The organism is Amycolatopsis sp. NPDC049868 (assembly GCF_044461365.1).
Lineage (GTDB): Bacteria > Actinomycetota > Actinomycetes > Mycobacteriales > Pseudonocardiaceae > Amycolatopsis.
In genome coordinates this window covers 169,393-185,853 of the sequence record NZ_JBITKV010000002.1, presented here as the reverse complement: position 1 = coordinate 185,853, position 16,461 = coordinate 169,393, and the positions used below count along the sequence as shown (strand labels likewise).

The 16,461-nt window shown below is 68.1% G+C and carries 15 protein-coding genes; 9 read left to right on the top strand and 6 right to left on the bottom strand.

All coding sequences use genetic code 11. The features are described from left to right. Positions 1–26: 26 nt before the first annotated feature. The 4 genes from purF to ACIBTM_RS08920 all read right to left on the bottom strand — a co-directional run bounded on the left by purF (position 27) and on the right by ACIBTM_RS08920 (position 3,557). Entirely contained in the window at positions 27–1,565 is a 1,539-nt protein-coding gene (gene purF / locus ACIBTM_RS08935; protein ID WP_007032554.1) for an amidophosphoribosyltransferase, read from the bottom strand. 203 nt (positions 1,566–1,768) lie between these two features. Beyond that, positions 1,769–2,170, bottom strand: coding sequence for a hypothetical protein (locus ACIBTM_RS08930; RefSeq protein WP_378372318.1), 402 nt, complete (start codon positions 2,168–2,170; stop codon positions 1,769–1,771). Beyond that, on the bottom strand, positions 2,154–2,393 hold the full coding sequence (locus tag ACIBTM_RS08925) for a DUF397 domain-containing protein (protein WP_034312579.1): 240 nt from the start codon (positions 2,391–2,393) through the stop codon (positions 2,154–2,156). The genes ACIBTM_RS08930 and ACIBTM_RS08925 overlap by 17 nt, the downstream gene beginning before the upstream one ends. Before the next feature lie 285 nt (positions 2,394–2,678). Beyond that, entirely contained in the window at positions 2,679–3,557 is an 879-nt protein-coding gene (locus ACIBTM_RS08920) for a helix-turn-helix transcriptional regulator (protein ID WP_007032551.1), read from the bottom strand. Positions 3,558–3,758: 201 nt separating this feature from the next. On the opposite strand from ACIBTM_RS08920, the gene ACIBTM_RS08915 reads away from it, so the two are divergent. Continuing rightward, positions 3,759–4,556 (top strand): SAM-dependent methyltransferase, encoded by a 798-nt coding sequence (locus ACIBTM_RS08915; RefSeq protein WP_395876766.1) that lies wholly within the window; start codon positions 3,759–3,761, stop codon positions 4,554–4,556. Between the two features lie 82 nt (positions 4,557–4,638). On the opposite strand, the gene ACIBTM_RS08910 is transcribed toward ACIBTM_RS08915, so the two are convergent. After that, positions 4,639–5,019 (bottom strand): sterol carrier family protein, encoded by a 381-nt coding sequence (locus ACIBTM_RS08910; RefSeq protein ID WP_395875969.1) that lies wholly within the window; start codon positions 5,017–5,019, stop codon positions 4,639–4,641. A gap of 53 nt (positions 5,020–5,072) precedes the next feature. On the opposite strand from ACIBTM_RS08910, the gene ACIBTM_RS08905 reads away from it, so the two are divergent. The 6 genes from ACIBTM_RS08905 to ACIBTM_RS08880 all read left to right on the top strand — a co-directional run bounded on the left by ACIBTM_RS08905 (position 5,073) and on the right by ACIBTM_RS08880 (position 10,561). Further along, complete coding sequence (locus ACIBTM_RS08905; RefSeq protein ID WP_395876765.1) at positions 5,073–5,699, top strand: type VII secretion system-associated protein; 627 nt, start codon at positions 5,073–5,075, stop codon at positions 5,697–5,699. 104 nt (positions 5,700–5,803) lie between these two features. Continuing rightward, on the top strand, positions 5,804–6,619 hold the full coding sequence (locus tag ACIBTM_RS08900) for a lysozyme (RefSeq protein ID WP_395875968.1): 816 nt from the start codon (positions 5,804–5,806) through the stop codon (positions 6,617–6,619). A gap of 192 nt (positions 6,620–6,811) precedes the next feature. Further along, entirely contained in the window at positions 6,812–7,657 is an 846-nt protein-coding gene (locus ACIBTM_RS08895; protein WP_395875967.1) for a lysozyme, read from the top strand. A gap of 176 nt (positions 7,658–7,833) precedes the next feature. Next, entirely contained in the window at positions 7,834–8,613 is a 780-nt protein-coding gene (locus tag ACIBTM_RS08890; RefSeq protein WP_395875966.1) for a Twin-arginine translocation protein TatA, read from the top strand. After that, positions 8,610–9,719, top strand: coding sequence for a pentapeptide repeat-containing protein (locus ACIBTM_RS08885; RefSeq protein WP_395875965.1), 1,110 nt, complete (start codon positions 8,610–8,612; stop codon positions 9,717–9,719). Before ACIBTM_RS08890 ends, ACIBTM_RS08885 begins: the two co-directional genes overlap by 4 nt. Continuing rightward, positions 9,716–10,561 carry a hypothetical protein gene (locus ACIBTM_RS08880; RefSeq protein WP_395875964.1) on the top strand — a complete coding sequence of 282 codons (846 nt, stop codon included), beginning with the start codon at positions 9,716–9,718 and terminating at the stop codon, positions 10,559–10,561. Before ACIBTM_RS08885 ends, ACIBTM_RS08880 begins: the two co-directional genes overlap by 4 nt. Before the next feature lie 45 nt (positions 10,562–10,606). Here ACIBTM_RS08880 and purL read toward each other — a convergent pair whose 3' ends face one another. Further along, positions 10,607–12,889, bottom strand: coding sequence for a phosphoribosylformylglycinamidine synthase subunit PurL (purL, locus tag ACIBTM_RS08875; RefSeq protein WP_395876764.1), 2,283 nt, complete (start codon positions 12,887–12,889; stop codon positions 10,607–10,609). 119 nt (positions 12,890–13,008) lie between these two features. Between purL and ACIBTM_RS08870 the strand changes: the two genes are divergently transcribed. Together ACIBTM_RS08870 and ACIBTM_RS08865 are read left to right on the top strand one after the other, a co-directional pair. After that, entirely contained in the window at positions 13,009–14,634 is a 1,626-nt protein-coding gene (locus ACIBTM_RS08870; protein WP_395875963.1) for an ABC transporter ATP-binding protein, read from the top strand. 62 nt (positions 14,635–14,696) lie between these two features. After that, positions 14,697–16,424 carry an ABC transporter ATP-binding protein gene (locus ACIBTM_RS08865; protein ID WP_395875962.1) on the top strand — a complete coding sequence of 576 codons (1,728 nt, stop codon included), beginning with the start codon at positions 14,697–14,699 and terminating at the stop codon, positions 16,422–16,424. Positions 16,425–16,461: the final 37 nt, after the last annotated feature.

Genomic DNA, 16,461 nt, shown 5'->3' with positions numbered 1-16,461 from the left:
GCGGACTCCAACTCTGGAAGAGAGGTCTAGGGACGCCGGATGGCGTCCTCAGCACCGTACCCGGCAGGGCTGACGGGCTTCGCCGCGCCATTCACCGAGTCCAGGCTCTCCAGCAGGTGCTTCCCGATCAGCGCGTCTTCGGGCAGTGCGATCGGGTACTCGCCGGAGAAGCACGCGGTGCACAACCGCGACTTCGGCTGCTCCGACGCCGCGACCAGCCCGTCCAGGGAGATGTAGCCCAAAGTGTCCGCACCGATGGAGCGGCGGATGCCGTCGAGGTCGACGCCGTTGGCCACCAGCTCGGCGCGGGAGGCGAAGTCGATGCCGTAGAAACAGGGCCAGCGGACGGGCGGCGACGCGATCCGGACGTGCACCTCCAGGGCGCCCGCCTCCCGCAGCATGCGAACCAGCGCGCGCTGGGTGTTGCCTCGGACGATGGAGTCGTCGACCACCACGAGCCGTTTGCCGCGGATGACGTCGCGCAGGGGGTTCAGCTTCAGCCGGATGCCCAGCTGCCGGATGGTCTGCGACGGCTGGATGAAGGTGCGGCCGACGTAGGCGTTCTTCACCAGGCCGGTGCCGTAGGGGATGCCGGAGCCCTGCGCGTAGCCGATGGCGGCCGGGGTGCCGGATTCGGGCACCGGCATGACCAGGTCGGCGTCGGCCGGGTGCTCGGCGGCGAGTTTGCGGCCGATCTCGACGCGGGTGGCGTGCACGCTGCGGCCGGCGATCGAGGTGTCGGGGCGCGCGAGGTACACGTACTCGAAGACACAGCCCTTGGGCTCGGGGTTCGCGAACCGCGAGGAGCGCAGGCCCTCGGCGTCGATCGCGATGAGCTCGCCGGGCTCGACCTCGCGGACGAACGACGCTCCGCAGATGTCGAGGGCGGCCGTCTCGCTCGCGACCACCCAGCCGCGTTCGAGCCTGCCGAGCACCAGCGGGTGCACGCCGTGCGGGTCGCGCGCGGCGTACAAAGTGGACTCGTCGGCGAAGACCAGGCAGAACGCGCCCTTGAGGGTGGGCAGCAGTTCCAGCGCGGCGGCTTCGATGCCCTTGTCGGCGGCGTTGGCCGCGAGCAGCCCGCACACCAGGTCGGAGTCGCTGGACGAACCGGTCAGCCCCGCGTGCGGCTTCAGCCCGGCCTCGACCGTGCGATCCCGCAGCTCGGCGGTGTTGACGAGGTTCCCGTTGTGCGCGAAGGACAATCCGCTGCCGGTCGCGGTGGTGCGGAAGATCGGCTGCGCGTTCTCCCAGATGGTCGCGCCGGTGGTCGAGTAGCGGCAGTGCCCGACGGCGATATGTCCCTGCAGCGACTGCAGGACCTGCTCGTCGAACACCTGGCTGACCAGGCCGAGATCCTTGAAGACGACGATCTGCGAACCGTCGGAGACCGAGATGCCGGCCGCTTCCTGGCCGCGGTGCTGAAGTGCGTAGAGCCCGTAGTAGGTCAGCTTCGCGACCTCTTCTCCGGGCGCCCAGACACCGAAGACACCGCATTCCTCGCGGGGTTCCGGATCGGGCTGGTCGGTCACGGGCTGTCCGGCGAGGGACGGGTCGGAAACCACCGAGGTGCTCCCAGGGAGAAAGAGGGCAGGCCGCCACCAGTGTAAACGGTGGGCAGGAGATCAACGCGCCGCACGAAGTGGCACTGGACACGCTTCGGTTGATGACCGTGAGTGACGAGCGGGTGTCAAGACCCGTCACTCACGACCCCCGACCAGCCGACCGCTCCCCCTCGACAGAGGCGGTCGACTGTGCTTAGGAGCTGTCAGCCCGCGGCAAGCCATTTCGATGTGCCACCGCGGCCGGGGACCCAGCAGCCCTTGGCCGCGGTCTCCGGAAGATAAAGCGAGCCGGGCGTGCGCTCGTCCGGGAGCGCGAGCAATGCCGTCAGCACCGTCGCCGCGTCGCCGGCGGACCGCCACAGCCAGACCTCGGGCTCGAGGATGTCCTCCTCGGTGCCGGGCATGCGGGTCGCGACGACGTCGTCCTCGGCGTTGAGCCGGACCACGTCGACCACGTTGTCGTGGACTCGCACGCCGACCACGGCCATGACCTCGCCGTTCGCGTCGCACGGGTGCACGAACTGGTACCCGCGGTGGATCAGTTCCTGCAGGCCGCTTTCGATGTCGGTGATTTCCGCGGTGATGGTGTCACCTGAGAACGTCATCGAATTCGCCGTCCTTGGCACCCGCGAGGAACGCGGCCATCTCCGCCTGCGTGTAGATCAGCGCCGGACCGGTCGGGAAGCGCGAGTTGCGCATCGCGATCTCTCCGGAAGCGAGCGGCGCCACCTCGACGCAGTTGCCGATCGCGTTGCTGTAGCTGGCTTTGCGCCATTGCGCGCCGGTAAGACGATCGGCCGGGATGCCGTTGTCGAACTGTTCAGCCATGGTCCCCACCTTCCCCGACAGAAGACTTCGGGCGATGCATCTGCATGTGCATTTGCCTGTGATCCCAAAGTTAGCACGTGTGACTGCAGCGGTAAATGCACGTGCAGAAGTTTCTGCAGAATTCGCGTGCAGTGATGACTTAGGTCCTCTTTCGTACCACCAAAGCGTGATCGCCACAGCCACCATCGAGTGACCAACTACTGTTCGTGGTCGGTTTTTTGGCTGCACGCAAGAAAAGCCCGCTCGTCACCGCAACGGCGGGATAACCCCACAACGGTGAGTGACTCAGATTTCGGCGCGGCGCTTCATCAGCATCTGTCGGCTGCGGTCCGGCGTCTCCGCGTCGACCGCGAGCATGTCCAGTGCCCGGCTGTATCGCTCGATCTCGTCGCGCTTGTCGATGTAGTGCGCGCCGGTCAGGTACTCGGTGTACGCGATGTTCGGCAATTCCTCTTCCGCGAACCTGAGCAGCGAGAACGCGCTGTCCGCGGAGTAACCGCTCCGGTCGAACGGGAGGATCTGCACCGAGATGTTCGGCTGCTGGATCATCTCCAGCAAGTGGTCGATCTGGGCCTTCAGCACCTCGCGGTCGCCGATCGGCCGATGGAGCACCGACTCGTCGAGCACCAGCCACAACCGCGGCGCGTCCGGCCGCGACAGCATCTTCTGGCGCCGCATCCGCAGTGCGACCCGGCGGTCGATCTGCTCGTTGACCATGTCCTTGCGGCCGTGGCTCATGATCGCCCGCGCGTAGTCCTCGGTCTGCAGCAGACCCGTGACGTACAGCGGCTCCCAAACCTGGATACGGGCCGCGGCCTCTTCGAGCCCGACGAGGTCGTTGAACCAGCTCGGCATCAGGTCGCCGTAGCGGCGCCACCAACCCGGCTCGTTCGACTCCTTGACCATGTCGAGGAACTGCTGCCGCTCACCGGGATCGGTCATCCCGTACATGGTCAGCAGGTCGGCGACGTCGCGTTCCTTGAAGCCGACCCGGCCGAGCTCGAGACGGCTGATCTTCGACTCCGAGCCGCGGATGCTGTAGCCGGCCTCCTGGCGCGTGATGCCCGCGTCCTCGCGCATCCGGCGGAGCTGAGAGCCGAGGATCATCCGCCGCGCGGTGGGACCCAGGGACTGCTCACCGCCAGGCGGGGTGACCGCGTTCATCGACCGGGACCTTTCACACGACGACACTCACAGGAGAACAAGCCGATTACTGAAAGTACACGTTTGGGCCTCGACACGACAGGCATGGCTCGGTTTACCGGTCGCGCACGTGGTTCTACTCTACGTAGAGCCCGAGACTTCCGACACAGTTTTGTGAGGTTCAAGATGCCCGACGCCCCGACCCGGACGGAACGAGTGCCTGTGGGTGTCGACCCGACCCGGGCCAGCATCGCCAGGGTGTACGACGCCTTCCTGCTCGGCAAGGACAACTACGAGATCGACCGGGAGGTGCTGCGCAAGGTCCAGCAGGCCGCCCCCGAAGCGCAGGACCTGGCGACCGAGAACCGCGGCTTCCTGATCCGCGCCTGCCGGTTCCTCGCCAGCCAGACGGGCATCACGCAGTTCCTGGACCTCGGATCCGGCCTGCCGACGGCCGAGAACACGCACCAGGTCGTGCAGCGGATCAACCCGGAGATCAAGGTCGTCTACGTCGACAACGACCCGGTCGTGCTCGCCCACGGGCGCGCGCTGCTCGAAGAGAACGAGAACACGCACTTCGTCTCGGACGACATCTTCGAGCCCGAGCGGATCATGGAGAACCCGGACATCCGGCGGCACATCGACTTCACGCAGCCGATCGCGTTGCTGCAGCTCGGGACCCTGCACCACTACAACGGGCCGCACGACGAACCCGCCAAGATCATGAAGAAGTACATCGACGCGCTGCCGTCGGGCTCCTACGTGGCGATCTCGCACTTCTCCGACCCGGAGGACGAGCTGTCCGAGACCGCCCGCAAGATGGAGGACTTCTTCATCCACAGCCCGATGGGCTCGGGCACCTTCCGCACCAAGGCCGAGATCGAGGAGCTGTTCCACGACCTCGAAATGGTCGAGCCCGGCGTCAAGCTGTGCGTGGACTGGTGGCCGGACGGCCCGCGGATCAAGGAGCTGAACGCGGCCCAGCGGACGATCTCGGGCGGCATCGGCCGTAAGGCTTAAGACCGCCTTCCGGCTGCTATGAACGGTCCGTTCCTTGCAAATTTCGCAAGGAACGGACCGTTCATTGCACGCCGGAGCGGGGTCAGATGCGGACCAAGGGCAGCCAGCGGGCCAGATCGGCCCTGCTCCCGGAGGCGGTGACCCGCCCCGATTCGACGGCCTCGGCCCAGCCGAGCAGCCCGGTCGCCAGTTCCAGCCACGTGCGCGGATCCGTTTCGACAACGTTCGGCGGAGTCCCGCGGGTATGGCGCAATCCTTCGACACACTGCACAGCCGCGAACGGCGGCACCCGCACTTCGACACTCTTCCCGGGGGCGTCCCCGGCCAGCGTCCGCAGGCTCAGCCGCACCGCCGCGGCCAGCTCGGGACGGGCCGGATCCGGACCGGATCCGCTCAACCAGGGGGAAATCGCCGCGATCGCGGCTCGTAACTCAGCGGGGTCGACCGAACGCGAAGAGGCCATGGGAGAACAGTAGAGTGAGCGCGAACAAACCTTCAGGCACCCGGAACGTGGGGATGGCGATGGCTCAGCGGGACGAGGCGGATCGGTTGGCGTCGAGCCCGGCGGGCAAGAAGAAACCGGGCAAGCCGAAGATCACCGAAGAGATGCGCGCCAACGCCAAGGCCAACCCGAACAGCTGGCTTTATGTCATCGACGAGGCCTTCGACCCCGACGGCCCGGTGCCGTCCTGGGCGGTCGTCGGCGCGTACCCGGTGAACGGCGGGGGCGAGATCGTCGAGGACTTCCACCCCAACGATCGCTACCGCCCCTCGCCGAAGGCGCTCGGCTTCCCGGAGCCGCGCAACGAGCTCGAACAGCTGCTCCAGCTGGTGCGCACGAACCACCGCCCGGCCGCCGACCTGCCGCGGGTCATCCTCGACTCGACGCTGTTCGTCTACGCCCTTTCCCCGGTGCAGCGCACGGTGATCGGCTTCCACAACACCGACGGCAAGGTGCTCGTGCCCGCGTACACGGCCAAATCGCTGGTCCCGCGCGAATGGCCGCACGCCCGCGCGGTGCTGGGCCGGGACATGGTCCCGCTGCTCGCCGGGCACCCCGTGACGATCAATCCCCACGACCGGCTCACCGCGATCGTTCCCTCGGAGCACCTCGACAAAGCCCTTTCAGACGAGCGTCGTTAGGCCCCGATTAACCCACTCGGCCCAATTTTTTCGGCCGGAAAGCAACTCTTTCGGGTGATGTTCGAGTCGCTGATTCCCTTTCCCCGGGGGATCGTGGCGACGTGATGAGTCGCAGAGTGTGTTCGAAAGGCTGGGGGGCCGTCCTCGCGGCGGGGGTTTTGCTGCTCGCGCAGACCCCCGCCGTCGCACGGGAAAGCGGGCCCAGGTACGACGGGGCAGAGGAGCACTACGCCGGTTCACAGATCGCGCTGCACGAAGGCGTCAACGTGTCGGTGGGGCCGCTGTACGGCGGCGAGGCGCAGACGCTCGGCCACGACGTCAGCGGCCATCAAGGCGACGTCGACTGGCCCGGGGCGGCCAGGACCGGCGCGAAGTTCGTCTACGTGAAGGCGACCGAGGGCACCGGCTTCGTCAATCCCCGCTTTCCCCAGCAGTACAACGGTTCCTACGGCGTCGGCCTGATCCGCGGCGCCTACCACTTCGCGCGCCCCGACATCTCGGACGGCGCGGCGCAGGCGCACTACTTCGTCGACCACGGCGGCGGCTGGTCCGGCGACGGCAAGACGCTGCCGGGCGCGCTCGACGTCGAGTACAACCCGTACGGCGAGACCTGTTACGGCAAGACGCCGGCGCAGATGGTCGCGTGGATGGCGTCGTTCGCCGAGACCTATCTGTGGCGGACCGGGCGGCATCCGGCGATCTACACGTCGACGAGCTGGTGGAAGCGCTGCACCGGCAACAGCGCCGTGTTCTGGCAGAACCCGCTGTGGATCGCGCGCTACAACACGGAGATCGGCGAGCTGCCCGCGAGCTGGAAGACCCACACCATCTGGCAGTTCTCGAACAAGGGCAGTCTTCCCGGTGACCAGAACTGGTTCAACGGCACGATCGACCGCGTGCGTGCGCTCTCGCTCGGCTGAACGATCACCCGAGTGGGCGTTACAAGATCACATAGCTCACTCTAATTGGAAATGAAAATCACCCACGCGTAGTACCAATTTCACGGAAGTTAGTGACAAACCCGGCACCCGTCGTCAACAATCGTGCCCGGACGGCTACCACCTGCAAGGTCGCCGTCCTCAGCGAGGGTTATCCGTGAAGGGATTGTCGTGATGCGCACTTCCCGAAGAATCGCCATCGCCGTCGGCTCCGCGCTGCTCCTGCTCAGCAGCACGGTCGAGGCGTCGGCCGCCCCGTCCCCCGAGATCATGTCGATCGAACAGGATCTCCAGCAGAACAACCACACGATCGGATCGCAGATCCGGCGCGTGGAAGGCGACACCTCCACCCCGGACTCAAGGGCCAAGGCCGCCCAGCCGCAGCCCGAGGTCGGCGTGCTCGCGACGGTCGCGGGGATCGACGTGGCCAGTTACCAGGGCAACGTCGACTGGAACTACTGGTGGAACCAGGGCAAGCGCTTCGTGTGGACCAAGGCCACCGAAGGCACGAGCTACAAGAACCCGTACTTCGCCCAGCAGTACAACGGTTCCTATAACAAGGGCTTCATCCGCGGCGCGTACCACTTCGCCCTGCCGAACGTTTCGAGCGGCGCGGCGCAGGCCGATTTCTTCGTCAACAACGGCGGCGGCTGGTCCGGGGACGGCAAGACGCTGCCGGGCGCGCTGGACATGGAGTACAACCCGTACGGCGCGACCTGCTACGGCCTGAGCCAGTCGGCCATGGGGTCCTGGATCCGGGCGTTCCACGACCGGTACAAGGCGCGTACCGGCCGCTGGCCCGTCATCTACACCTCGACCAGCTGGTGGAGCACCTGCGTCGGCACGTCGCAGAACTTCGGTGGCACGGTCCCGCTGTGGATCGCGCGCTACGCGTCCACCGTGGGCACGCTGCCCTACGGCTGGGGCTACTACACCGTGTGGCAGTACACCTCCAGCCCGCTCGACCAGGACACCTTCAACGGCGCTTACGACCGCTTGCAGGCACTGGCCAACGGCTGAGCCACGCATTCCGTGACGAAACGGCTCCCGGCCCCGGCCGGGAGCCGTTTTCGCGCGCAGCCTTCGGCGCACGGTACCTTCCCCTTGAAATCCCTGGCACGAGCGGATCCGGAACCAGCGCTGACCGCCGGTCGTCTGATCTGAAGCCTCAGGCCCCAGTACGGAAGGCGAGACCGATGACCTACCCACCCCAGCCAGGCCAGCCCTACGGCCAGGACCCCCAGGGACAGCAGCCGCAGCAGGGTGGCTGGGACCCGAACCAGCAGTACGGTCAGCCGCAGCAGCAGGGCTGGGACCAGACGCAGCAGTACCAGCAGCCCCAGCAGGGCTGGGACCCGAACCAGCAGTACCAGCAGCAGCCGCAGCAAGGCTGGGACCCGAATCAGCAGGGCTACCAGCAGGGCTACGGTGGCCCGCCCGCGCCGCCGTCGAAGAGCAAGACCGGACTGATCATCGGGATCGTGATCGGCGTGGTCGTACTGGCCGCGTTCGGTGTCACCGGGTTCGTCGCGCCGGGCTTCCTGCTCAGCAAGGACGAACCCGTGGCCGCGCCGCCGTCGTCGTCCCAGCCCGCGCCGACCTCCGAGCCGAAGAGCAGCCCGAAGTCGAGCACGACCAGGACCCCGCGGAGCACCGAAAGCGGTGGCAGCAGCTCCGGCGATCCCGAGGGCGTCAAGGTCATCCAGGAATTCCTCGCCAGGATCTCGTCGGGCGACCGGCCAGGGGCGATCGCCTTGGCCTGTGAAAACCGGCGGGCGAGCATGGGCTCCGTGCTCGACGTCTTCCTTCCGCCGGGCTCCACGGCAGAGGTCAAGAAGACGCAGGGAACCACCAACCTCGTCATGGCCGAGATCACCGGCAAGGTCGAAGGCGAGGACGCCAAGGGAACGATGTTCGCGCAGAGCCAGTCCGGCTCCTGGTGCGTCTCCTCGCTTCTGGTCTCCAAGGCCCGATGAAGCGGTTCCTCCGCTCCCCGTTGCTGTGGACGTTCGTCCTCTCGTTCGTCCTGTTGCTCGCGGTCGGCGGCTGGTTGCTGACGGATCCGGCGACCAGCCGCAGTGAGGCGCTGAAGACCGGCGGTGTCGCCGGCGCCGCCATCGTCGCGCTGTACGCGTTGTGGCTCAACGACAGACGGCGCCGGGTGGAGGAACGGCGGCAGGAGGTCGAAAGGCAGCGGCAGGAACTGGAGCTGCGGCGGGCCGACCAGGACCGGGACCGGATCTCGGACGAACGGTTCGCGAAGGCCGTCGAGCTGCTCGGGCACGACGCCGACCAGGTGCGGGTGGGGGCGCTGCACGCGCTGGCGGGGCTGGCTCGCGGTCGCGAGCTCTATCGGCAGACCGTGCTGGACATCCTGTGTTCGTACCTGCGGCGGCCGTTCAAGCATCCGCGGTACAAGGACACGGCGAAACGGGCCGGGAACACCGCGCCGGAAGAGGGGACCGCGGAGGAGGACCAGGAACTCCAGGTGCGGCAGACCGCGCAACGGCTGATCGGGGAACTGCTCCCGGCCGCGGACTCCGAGGGCACGCCCGGGTACGACCTCGATCTGACCGGCGCGGTGCTGGAGTACTTCGACCTGTCGGACCGGAAGATCGGCAGGCTTCTGCTCCGCTACGGCGGGCTGTACAGCAGCACGAACCTGTCCGGCTGCGTGTTCCTCGGGCCCGTGTACCTGACCGGTGCGGGTACCAAGAAGGACAAGCGGATCGGCTACTTCCGGTGCGACAACGCCAAGTTCGAGCAGCGGGCGTGGTTCAGCGGGGTGCAGTTCAGCGAGGACGCCGAGTTCCGCGGCACGGTGTTCGCGGGCGAGACGTCCTTCAAGGACAGCGTCTTCGCGAAGGACGCCGTCTTCGCCGACGCAGAGTTCAAGGGGACGCTGGACCTGCGCCGCGCGCGGTTCGACGGTTTCGCGGATCTGAGTTTCCGTGAGGCGCCCGGCACGGTGTCGCTGTACAACACGTCGGTGGAACCGGCGAGGGATCACGAACTCCCGGCGGACTGGTCCGTCGAAACCCTCCCGGACGGCCGCGCCCGGCTCACGGTGAAGGACCGATGAGGCGCCTGCTCAAATCGCCGCTCCTGTGGACGTTGCTGTCCTCGGTCGTGGTACTCGTCGGGGTTACCGCCTGGCTGCTCACGGATCGCGCGACCAGCCGCGGCGACGCGCTCAAGACCGGTGCGCTGGCGGGCGGGGCGATCGCCGCGCTCTACGGGCTGTGGCTCAACGACCGGCGCAGGCGGACCGAAGAGGACAGGCACGAGATCGAGCGCAGCCGGATCTCCGACGAGCGGTTCGCCAAGTCGATCGAGCTGCTGGGCAACGAGGCCGATCAGGTCCGGGTCGGCGCGATGCATTCGCTCGCGGGGCTGGCCAGGACCCGGCCGGAGTACCGGCAGACGGTGCTCGACGTGTTGTGCGCCTACCTGCGGCGGCCGTTCGACCACCCGAAGTTCCCGAGCGACACCGAGTGGGACAACGAGAACCGGGCCGGGGCCGAACGCGAACGGCTGGTCCGGCGCGCCGCCGAGCGGCTGATCCGCGACATCCTTCCCCATACCGGCACCACTGGGCCGACGCTGGGGCTCAACCTCAGTGACGCCCGGCTCGACAAGCTCGAACTGCTCGGCAGGCGCGTCGGCTGGTTCGGGGCGGATCGTTGCGAGGTGGCGAGCTACGTGGATCTCACCGACGCCCAGATTTCCGGGAAGTTCTCGCTCAAGGACGTGACCATCCACGGGACGCTCGACCTCACGAGGGCGAGCTTCGAACGCAAGGTGTCGCTGAACCATCTCGTCGTGGGGAAACCCGTCGACTTCAGCGTGGCGACCTTCGCGGAGCCTCCGTCGCTTGAGGGCGCGAAGTTCCCGTCGGGTTCGGTACTGCCCAAAGAGGACTGAAGGACGCTTTCCCCGCATGTGATGCGGGGAAAGCGTCCTTCAGCTTCAGTCGAAGAGGGCCGGGAGCGCGCGCTCCCACGGCTCCCGAAGCTCGTCCAGCATGAACTCCGTGATGCCCTGGAGTTCGAGCGAGCCCGACTCCGGGTCCACCACACCGGTCTTGCGCCACGGCAGGCCGCGCGCGGTGAGCATCTCGGTGAACCGCAGTTCCTCGGTACGCGGCACGGCGACCAGCACCCGGCCCGCGGACTCGGAGAACAGCTGCACGAACGGATCCTGCTCCGCGTCGAGGAAGACGCGGGCGCCGCACTGTCCGATGAGGACGGTCTCGACGAGCGTCTGGATCAGGCCGCCGTCGGAGATGTCGTGCGCGGCGGAGATCATGCCGTCGCGGGAGCCGGCGATGAGGATGTCGGCGAGCAGCTTCTCACGTGCCAGGTCCACACGAGGCGGACGGCCGCCGAGGTGACCGTGCAGTTCGCGCGCCCAGGCGGAGCCGTCCAGCTCGTCGTGGGTTTCGCCGAGCAGCAGCAGGGTTTCCCCGGCCTCGGCGCCGATCCCGGTGGGGATGCGGCGGGTGACGTCGTCGATCACGCCGAGCACGCCGACCACCGGCGTCGGCAGGATGGCCACGTCACCGGTCTGGTTGAAGAAGCTGACGTTGCCGCCGGTGACCGGGATACCGAGTTCGACACAGCCGTCGGCCAGACCGTGCACGGCCTGCTCGAACTGCCACATCACGCCCGGGTCGGTCGGCGCGCCGAAGTTCAGGCAGTCCGAGACCGCGACCGGCTTCGCGCCACTGGTGGCGACGTTGCGGTACGCCTCTGCCAGCGCGAGCTTCGCGCCCTCGTACGGGTCGAGGTAGACGAACTTGCTGTTGCAGTCCGTCGAAACGGCGACACCGCGGCCGGTCGACTCGTCGATCCGGATCACGCCGGAGTCCGACGGCTGCGCGGACACGGTGTTGCCGCGCACGTAGCGGTCGTACTGCGAGGTCACCCATTCCTTCGACGCCTGGTTCGGCGACGAGATGAGCTTGAGGATGTCGGCCCGCAGTTCGTCCGAAGTGGACGGACGCGGCAGCTTCGCCGAGGTGTCGGCCTGCAGAGCGTCCTGTGTGGACGGACGCTGGATCGGGCGGTCGTACACCGGCCCCTGGTGCGCCACGGTGTGCGCCGGGACGTCGACGACGACCTCGTCGTTCCAGGTGATGACGAGGTGCTCGCCGTCGGTGACCTCACCGATGTCGGTGGCGATGACGTCCCACTTCTCGCACACCTTCATGAACGCCTCGACGTTCTCCGGCGAGACGACCGCGCACATACGCTCCTGCGACTCGCTGGACAGCACCTCCGCCGGGGTCATTCCGGTGGCACGCAACGGAACCCGGTCGAGGTAGATATGCATACCGCCGTCACCGGCCGCCGCGAGTTCCGACGTCGCGCAGGAAAGCCCGGCGCCGCCGAGGTCCTGGATGCCGACGACGAGCTTCTGCGCGAACAGTTCGAGACAGCACTCGATGAGCACCTTCTCGGTGAAGGGGTCGCCGACCTGGACGCTGGGCAGCTTCTTGCGGCCGCCCGAGCTTTCGTCGCCCGAGAACGTGTCGCTGGCGAGGACGGACACGCCGCCGATGCCGTCGAGGCCGGTGCGCGCGCCGAACAGGATGATCTTGTTGCCCTTGCCCGAGGCGAAGGCCAGGTGCAGGTCTTCGACGCGCATCGCGCCGACGCACAGGGCGTTGACCAGCGGGTTCCCGGAGTAGCTCTGATCGAACACCAGCTCGCCGCCGATATTCGGCAGGCCGAGGCAGTTGCCGTAGCCGCCGACGCCGGCGACCACGCCGGGCAGCACGCGGCGGGTGTCGGGGGCGTCAGCCGGGCCGAAGCGCAGCGCGTCCGCCACCGCGAGCGGGCGCGCGCCCATCGCCATGATGTCGCGCACGATGCCGCCGACGCCGGTCGCGGCGCCCTGGTACGGCTCGACGTAGGACGGGTGGTTGTGGCTCTCGACCTTGAAGGTGACCGCCCAGCCCTCGCCGATGTCGACGACGCCCGCGTTCTCGCCGATACCGGCGAGCATCTTTTCCTTCATCTCGGGAGTGGCGGTCTCGCCGAAGTAGCGCAGGTGCTTCTTCGAGGACTTGTACGAGCAGTGCTCGCTCCACATCACCGAGTACATCGCCAGTTCGGCGTCGGTCGGACGGCGGCCGAGGATCTCCCGGATCCGGGCGTACTCGTCGTCGGCGAGGCCGAGCTCGACGTACGGCTGGGTCTGCTCGGGGGTCGCCTCGGCGTGTTGAGTGGTGTCAACGGTGCTGGTCACGGTGTCCGCATCAGGGTTCGCCACGGCCGCCAGAATAAGGGAGGGGGTTGTTCACCCGTCGGTCGCCCACGGATAAATCGGTCGCGCCCGCGGTGGTGATCCGCTTACCGTCGATAATCGTGCTTTCCGCCACATATCCCCTTCCGCGACTACGACTGCCCGCCAAGCCGACCGCCTGGCGGTACCTGGTCAGGATGATGCTCGCGCGCCCGGGGCTGCTCGCCGTCTCGGCGATCAGCGGCGCGCTGTGGTCGCTGCCGATCGCCCTGCTGCCGGTCGCGATCGGCCGGGGCATCGACGCGATCGGCCGCGGCGACGGCGATTCCGTCTGGCTGTGGGGCCTCGCGGCCGCCGGGCTCGGGATCGCGCAGACGCTCGCGGGCACGGTGCAGCACTTCGCGTCCTACGGCTGCTGGATCCACGGCGCCGGGGTGACGCAGCGGCTCGCCACCGAACACGCCACGAAGCTGGGCGCGAACCTGCGGGACACGACCACCACGGGCGACGTGGTCGCGATCACCACCAGCGACATCAACCCGATCGGTGACTCCTTCGAGGTGCTCGGGCGGGCCTTCGGTTCGCTGATCGCGTTCCTCGTGTGCGCGACGGCGCTGCTGACGACGTCCCCGCTGCTCGGCGTGGTCGCGCTGATCGGTGTCCCGCTGGCGGTGGTGGGCATCGGGCCGCTGCTGAAGCCGCTGGAGAAGCGCCAGACGAAGCAGCGCGAGGAGAAGACCGAGGTCAACGCACTGGCCGCGGACATCGTCTCCGGCCTGCGGATCCTTCGCGGGGTCGGCGGCGAGAAGCAGTTCCTCGACCGCTTCCGCCGCTCAAGCCAGAAAGTCCGCGCGGCCGGTGTCCAGGTCGGACGCAGCGAAGCGTGGCTCGCGGCCGCGGAGATCGCGCTGCCGGGCCTGGTCACGGTGGCCATCACCTGGCTGGGCGCGCAGGCGACGATGAACGGCACCATCCGCGTCGGCGAGCTGATCACGTTCTACGGCATCTCGGTGTTCCTGGTGATCCCGGTGACGACGGCGACCGAGTTCGCCGGTGTGCTGAGCGCCGCGCTGGTTTCGGCGCGGAAGGTGTGCAAACTGCTGTCCACCGAACGCACGCTCGCCGAGCCGGAGCACCCGGTGCCGCTGCCGGAAGGCCCGCTGGACCTGTACGACGAGACGTCCGGGATCAAGGTCGAGGCCGGGAAGCTGACCGTCGTCGACGTCGGGGCCGACGCCGAAGCGGTCGCGTCGCGGATGGCGCGGTTCACCGATCCGGGTGAACCTGCCCTCGTCGGCGGGGTTCCGGTGGACCGGGTCGCGCTCGACGAGCTGCGGCGGCGGGTCGTGTTCGCGCACAACCAGGACATCTGGTTCTCCGGTGTGCTGCGCGAACAGGTCAGCCCCGCCGAGCCTGGCGACGTCGAAATCACCGAAGCGCTGTACGCGGCGGACGCCGAGGACATCGTGGACGCGCTGCCCCATGGCGTCGACGAGGTGATCGGTGAACGCGGACGTGAGGTTTCCGGCGGTCAGCGGCAGCGGCTGAACCTGGCCCGCGCGCTGGCGACCGACGCCGACGTCCTGCTGCTCGACGAGCCGACCTCGGCCGTCGACGCGCATACCGAAGCCCGCATAACCGAACGCGTCGCCAAGCTGCGGCGCGGCAAGACCACCGTCGTGTTCAGTCAAAGTCCTTTGTGGACACATGTGGCCGATGTGGTCGTGAGTACGAAAGTGGTCGCCTGAAGACGGAGTTGCAGCGTGCTCACTGTCTTCGACCGCCATCTCGGGGGTAAGGAAATGACAGCATGAAAAAGCTGCCGCTGGCAGACAAGAAAGACGTTCGACGATGGATCAAGGAGACCGCGCGGGCCAACAAGCGCGAGTTCTCCGTGATGCTCGGCCTGTTCTGCGTCGCGACCGCGATCGGGCTGGCCGGGCCACGACTGCTGGGCGCGCTGGTGGACGAGGTCGTCGAAGGCACGACGACCGCCACGATCACCTGGCTGGCGATCGCGTTCGTGGTCGTGCTGGGCGCGCAGGCGTGGTTCAAGGGTTTGGCGCGGCTTCGCGCGCGAGTGTTCGGTGAGCGGATCCTGGCGAAGAACCGCGAGGAGTTCGTCGGGAACGCGCTGAACCTGCCGCTCGGGACGGTCGAGGCCGCGGGCACCGGTGACCTGCTCAGCCGGGCGACCACCGACGTCAGCCGCATCGACCACGCGGTGCGCTTCGGCGCGCCGGAGATCCTGATCGCCGCGGTCACGGTGGTGTTCACCGTGGTGGCGATGGTGATCACCTCCCCGTTCCTGGCGCTGGGCCTGCTGGTCGCGCTGCCGCTGCTGGTACCGGTGAACATCTGGTACCAGCGGCGGATCCCGGACGTGATGCGGGGGATGCTGGACAAGTGGTCCGAGCTGCAGTCCACCACGCACGAGACCGCGGAGGGTGCGCGGACGGCCGAGGCGCTGAACCTGACCGGCCGCCGGATCCGGACCGGGCACGACGGCCTCGACGCGTCGATGCTGGGTGAGCGCGAGGTCCGGGCGCTGCAGATGCGGTGGATCCCGTCGCTGGAGATCAGTTACGTGCTGCCGGTGCCGGTGATGCTCGGGCTGGGCCTGCTCGCCTACTCGAACGGCTGGGAAGGGCTCGGCACGATCACCGCGATGCTGCTGTACTCGCAGGTCATGACGGGTCCGCTGAACGAGGCGCTGTTCTGGCTCGCGGACATTCAGGTGGCGGGTGTCTCGCTGCGGCGGCTGCTGGGTGTGCGGCCCGCTGCGCCTTCTGGTGCGGTTTCGGAGGCGCCGCGCGGCCAGGACATCGAGGTCCGCGACGTGCGCTTCGGCTACAACGTGGACCGCGAAGTGCTCCACGGGATCGACCTGCGGGTACCCGCCGGGGAGCGGCTGGCGATCGTCGGGCCGTCCGGTGCCGGCAAGTCGACGCTGGGACGGCTACTGGCCGGGATGTCGGCGCCGACGTCGGGCTCGGTGCGGATCGGTGGCGCCGAGGTGTCGACGCTGCCGGACGACGTCCTGCGCGGCGAAGTCCTGCTGCTGACCCAGGAGCAGCACGTGTTCGCGGGGACGCTGCGGGACAACCTCACGCTCCCGGCCGGGGGCTGGTCCGACGAACGGCTGCTGGCCGCGCTGGCCTCGGTCGGGGCGTCGGAGTGGGTGGCGAGCCTGCCCGACGGGCTGGACACGAAGGTCGGGGCCGGGGCGGTCGCCGTCCCGGCGGCGATGGCGCAGCAGCTGGCGCTGGCGCGGGTCGTGCTGGCCGACCCGCACACGCTGGTGCTGGACGAGGCGACGTCGCTGCTGGACACGGGTTCGGCGCGGGAGCTGGAGCGGTCGCTGAGCGCGGTGCTCGAAGGGCGCACGGTGATCGCGATCGCGCACCGGCTGCACACGGCGGCCGCGGCGGACCGGGTCGCCGTCATCGAAGGCGGCCGGGTGACCGAGCTGGGTTCGCACGCTGAGCTGCTGGCGGCGGGTGGGCCCTACTCGGCGCTGGTGGCCGCGGCCTCCTGAAACGCCAGGAAAGGACCGTTCCTTGCAAATTTCGCAA